This window comes from Frankia sp. Mgl5, from assembly GCF_023242985.1.
Taxonomy (GTDB): domain Bacteria; phylum Actinomycetota; class Actinomycetes; order Frankiales; family Frankiaceae; genus Parafrankia; species Parafrankia soli.
In genome coordinates this window covers 1-4,531 of record NZ_JALKFY010000725.1, presented here as the reverse complement: position 1 = coordinate 4,531, position 4,531 = coordinate 1, and the positions used below count along the sequence as shown (strand labels likewise).

Sequence of the window (4,531 nt, the reverse complement as noted above, 5' to 3'; positions counted from 1 at the left end):
CCAACCGGGCAAACCACCCCGGCCCAGTCCCCCCGGGGGCGGGCCGGGCCCCCCCCGGGGGGGCCCGGGCCGCGCGCCTGCCCGCCGGGGCGGTCAGACGCCGAGGAAGTCCAGCACGGCGTTCATCGCCCGCGGGTTGGCCTGCACGGAGAAGTGGTCGGCGCCCTCGATGGTCCGTCCGGTGGCCTTGGGGAACAGTGCGGCCAGCTCCTCGGGTGAGCCCGCCCCCTCGTCCCGCTCGCCGGTGACGATCAGGACCTCGCAGCCGACGGTGGCCAGCTCGGCCGTGGTGAGCGTCCGCCTCGGCCGGCGGGCGAACGCGTCCACCGCGGCCATGTCGTTGCCGGCGCGCCGGGCGAGCCCGCGGATCAGCCGGGCCAGGATGTCGGTGCCGTCGTCCTCGGACGGCGTGGCACCGAGCACCGGGCCCCGCTGCGGGCGGGGCTCCAGCAGCCGTGGGCCGACGCCCATCAGGGCGAGCCGGTTGAACGGCGCCAGCCCGCGCACCGCGCACTCGAGCAACAGGTGGGCGCCGGCGGAGAAGCCCACGGCGTCGACGGCGCCGCGCCCGGCGAACGCCTCGGCGATCTCGGCGGCGGCGTCGGGGTAGGCCGCCGGATCGGTGTCCCGGCGGGAACGGCCGTGTCCGGGCAGGTCGACCGCGACGACCTCGCGGCCCGCCTCCTGGAGCAGGTCGATCCAGCCGGCTGCACGCCAGCCGTGTTCGCTCGACGACGCGAGGCCGTGGACGAGAACCACCGGCGAGATGTCAGCCATGCCCGAACAGTAAGCCCAGATCACCGGCCGGCGCTCCCGATTCCGGGACGTCGGGCCGCTGACCAGGACACATCTGGTCAGGCTGGACTTGTAAGTCTAGGCTGACGGAATGCTCGCTGACGCTGAGATCGTCGAGGCGGACGCCGCCGGGCCCGTCGAACTCGCCGACCTCCTCGAGATCGCGGCCGGGCTGCGGCTGAGCATGAGCCTGCTGGTGCGGCGGCTGCGTCTGGTGCAGCCCGACGGTGAGCTGACCGTCGGGGAGATCGCGGCCCTGGTGCGCCTTGAGCGCGGCGGTCCGACCACCGCCGCGGCCCTCGCGAAGCAGGAGACGATCAGCCCGCAGTCGATGGGGGCGACCCTCGGCGGCCTGGAGGAGCGTGGCCTCGTCGAACGCCGGCCCGATCCGGACGACGGCCGCCGGGTGATCCTCTCGCTCGCCGACGCCGGCCGCGAGGCGCTGCGGGACAGGCGAAACGCCCGTAGCGAGCAGCTCGCGCGGGCGCTGTCCAGCGGCTTCGACGACGACGAGCTGGCCTGCCTGAAGGCCGCCGCGCCGCTGCTCGAGCGCCTGGCGCAGCGCATCTGATGCCGGCCGTCACCAAGCACGGCGATCGCCGCTGGGCCGTCCTGGCCAACACGACCGCCGCGGTCTTCATGTCGGCGCTCGACGGCTCCATCGTCCTGATCGCCCTGCCGCCGATCTTCCTCGGCATCGACCTGGATCCGCTGGCGCCCGGTAACGTCAGCTATCTGCTCTGGATGATCATGGGATACCGCCTGGTGCAGGCGGTGCTCGTCGTGCCGCTGGGGCGGCTGGGCGACATGTTCGGCCGGGTGCGGATCTACAACGCCGGCTTTGTGGTCTTCACCGTCGCCTCCATCCTGCTGTCCTTCGATCCCTTCCACGGGCGCAGCGCCGCGATGTGGCTGATCGGCTGGCGCGTGCTGCAGGCGGTCGGCGGCTCCATGCTGGCCGCCAACTCGGCCGCGATCCTCACCGACGTGTTCCCGCCCGACCAGCGCGGTCTGGCGCTCGGCATCAACCAGGTCGCCGCGCTCGCCGGGCAGTTCATCGGCCTGGTCGCCGGCGGGGTGCTGGCCGTCCTGGACTGGCGCGCGGTGTTCTGGGTGAACGTGCCCGTCGGTGTCTTCGGCACCATCTGGGCCTACCGGACGCTGCGCGAGCCCGAGCGCCGGGACCGCCCGGAACGGGGCCGCTTCGACTGGTGGGGCAACATCACCTTCTCGGTGGGCCTGGGGGCGGTGCTGATCGCCGTCACCGAGGGCCTGCAGCCCTACAGGAACCACGCGATGGCCTGGAGCAGCCCCAAGGTCCTGGTGCTGCTCATCGGGGGCGTGGCGCTGCTGGCAGCCTTCGTCGTGATCGAGAAGCGGTTCGAGTCGCCGATGTTCGAGCTCTCGCTGTTCCGTATCCGGGCCTTCAGCGCCGGGAACGCGGCCGGCCTGGCGGTGTCGGTCGCGCGCGGCGGTCTGCAGTTCATGCTGATCATCTGGCTGCAGGGGATCTGGCTGCCCCTGCACGGCTACGACTTCGACGACACCCCGTTCTGGGCCGGAATCTACCTGTTGCCACTGACCGCCGGTGTCCTCGTGGCGGGCCCGCTGTCGGGGTTCCTGTCCGACCGCTCCGGCGCCCGCGGCCTGGCCACCACCGGGATGCTGGTGTTCGCGGGCAGCTTCGTCGGCCTCATGCTGCTGCCCGTCAACTTCTCCTACTGGGCGTTCGGGCTGCTGATCACCGTGAACGGCATCGGTGCCGGGATGTTCGCCGCGCCGAACTCGTCCTCGATCATGAGCAGCGTCCCGGCGCACCTGCGCGGGGTCGGATCCGGGATGCGCTCGACCTTCCAGAACGCCGGCGGCGCGCTGTCCATCGGGCTCTTCTTCTCACTCATGGTCGCCGGGCTGGCGGGCAGCCTGCCGGGCGCCTTCACCACCGGCCTGCGGGCGGAGGGCGTGCCCGCCGACGTCGCCCAGCAGGTCGGTTCCCTGCCCCCGGTCGCGTCGCTGTTCGCCGCGGTGCTCGGCCTGAACCCGGTCGAGCACCTGCTGTCCTCGACCGGGACACTAAGCGCGCTCTCGCCCGAGCACCGCGCGACGGTGACCGGCCGGGAGTTCTTCCCCGACCTCATCTCGGCACCGTTCCATGACGGGCTCGTCGTCGTCTTCGTGGCCTCGGCCCTGCTCGGTCTGGTCGCCGCGGCGGCCTCGGCGCTGCGCGGCGCCCACCACGTCGAGCCCGTCCCGCTCGCGGTGGGCCTCCTCGAGACGGTGCCGGCGGAGCCCGACCTGCTCGAACCGACGCTTCTCAAGCGGGCCGGAACCGAGCCGGGCGCCGCCGACCCGGCCGGGCCGGGAGCGGCCGGGTCTGGAGCGGCTGGGTCCGGGGCGGGCGGCTCCGGTCCCGTCAGTGCCGAGCCCCCGGGGTGACCAGGCCGGTCTCGTAGGCGACGACGACCGCCTGGACCCGGTCGCGCAACCCGAGCTTGGCGAGGATCCGGGCCACGTGGGTCTTCACCGTGGCCTCACTGAGCTGGAAACGCGCCGCCAGCTCGGCGTTGCTCAGACCACGCGCGAGGAACCGGAGGACCTCCAGTTCCCGGGGGGTGAGCGACGACAGATCGCGGTGCGTGGTGGCCGCCGCCCTTTCCGGTGAGGCGAACCGTTCCACCAGCCGCCGGGTGATCGTCGGTGCGAGCAGCGCGTCCCCCGCGCGGACCAGCCGGACGGCGGCCACCAGCTGCTCGGGACTGACGTCCTTGAGCAGGAAGCCGCTGGCGCCGGCGGTCAGCGCGGCGTAGACGTACTGGTCGACGTCGAAGGTCGTCAGGATGATCACCCGGGGTGCCGCCGCCGTGCCGCTCAGGATCCGGCGGGTGGCCTCCAGCCCGTCCATCACCGGCATGCGGATGTCCATGAGCACGACATCCGGGCGGGTCCGCCGGACGGCGTCGACGGCCTGGGCGCCGTCGGCGGCGTCGGCGGCGACCTCGATCCCGTCGGCGGTGAGGATCATCCGGAACCCGGCCCGGACCAGCGCCTGGTCGTCGGCGATGACCACCCGCGGCGGCGTCACGGGCCGTCCAGCGGGATCTCGGCCAGCACCCGGTACCCGCCGGTCGGGCGCGGGCCCGCCGCCAGCGTGCCGCCGTAGACGGCGAGCCGTTCCCGCAGGCCGATCAGCCCGGCGCCGCTGCCCGCCCCGGCGGCCGACGCCCGGACGCCGCCGGTGTCGGTCACCTCGACCCGGACGAGATCCGGCGAATAGGCGACGACGATCCGGACCGGCGCCCCGGCCGCATGCCTGACGGCATTGGTCAGGGCCTCCTGCACCACCCGGAACGCGGCCAGGTCGACGCCGGCGGGCAACGGCACCGGCGTTCCCACCGTGCTCAGCTCGACGGCCACCCCGGTGTCGCGAACGCGCCGCGCCAGCTCGGCGACACCGCCGAGTCCCGGCTGGGGGCCGGGACCCGGACCACCCTGCCCGCCGTCCGGGACACCGCCGGTCATCGTCAGCAGGCCCATCACGTGACGCAGCTCGGTCATCGCGCTGCGGCCGCTGGTCTCGACCGCGCGCATCGCCGCGCGGGCCTGGTCGGGTGCCGTGTCGAGCACCTTGCGGGCGGCGCCGGCCTGAATGACCATCACGCTGACTGAGATTCGTAGCGCGCTATCCCTGTCCTTCAGGGCGGGGATAGCGCGTTCAGGCCGGGCGGCGCTGCCCCTC

Annotated in this window: 5 protein-coding genes; 2 read left to right on the top strand and 3 right to left on the bottom strand. The window is 73.6% G+C overall.

From position 1 onward, the window contains the following. Positions 1-93: 93 nt before the first annotated feature. Positions 94-777 carry an alpha/beta fold hydrolase gene (locus tag MXD62_RS27065; protein ID WP_248832232.1) on the bottom strand — a complete coding sequence of 228 codons (684 nt, stop codon included), beginning with the start codon at positions 775-777 and terminating at the stop codon, positions 94-96. Between the two features lie 109 nt (positions 778-886). Between MXD62_RS27065 and MXD62_RS27060 the strand changes: the two genes are divergently transcribed. Together MXD62_RS27060 and MXD62_RS27055 are read left to right on the top strand one after the other, a co-directional pair. Beyond that, positions 887-1,366 carry a MarR family transcriptional regulator gene (locus MXD62_RS27060; protein WP_248832231.1) on the top strand — a complete coding sequence of 160 codons (480 nt, stop codon included), beginning with the start codon at positions 887-889 and terminating at the stop codon, positions 1,364-1,366. Beyond that, entirely contained in the window at positions 1,366-3,231 is a 1,866-nt protein-coding gene (locus MXD62_RS27055) for an MFS transporter (protein WP_248832230.1), read from the top strand. The genes MXD62_RS27060 and MXD62_RS27055 overlap by 1 nt, the downstream gene beginning before the upstream one ends. Here MXD62_RS27055 and MXD62_RS27050 read toward each other — a convergent pair. Beyond that, entirely contained in the window at positions 3,209-3,877 is a 669-nt protein-coding gene (locus MXD62_RS27050) for a response regulator transcription factor (RefSeq protein ID WP_308301336.1), read from the bottom strand. The genes MXD62_RS27055 and MXD62_RS27050 overlap by 23 nt on opposite strands. After that, positions 3,874-4,531 (bottom strand): sensor histidine kinase (locus tag MXD62_RS27045; RefSeq protein ID WP_248832229.1); only part of this gene is annotated, 658 nt, incomplete at its 5' end. The genes MXD62_RS27050 and MXD62_RS27045, both read right to left, overlap by 4 nt.

What these genes read in the sequence shown, in the direction of transcription:
- MXD62_RS27065 (WP_248832232.1), bottom strand. Translation starts at nt 777, where the DNA reads ATGGCTGACATCTCGCCGGTGGTTCTCGTCCACGGCCTCGCGTCGTCG.
- MXD62_RS27060 (WP_248832231.1), top strand. Translation starts at nt 887, where the DNA reads ATGCTCGCTGACGCTGAGATCGTCGAGGCGGACGCCGCCGGGCCCGTC.
- MXD62_RS27055 (WP_248832230.1), top strand. Translation starts at nt 1,366, where the DNA reads ATGCCGGCCGTCACCAAGCACGGCGATCGCCGCTGGGCCGTCCTGGCC.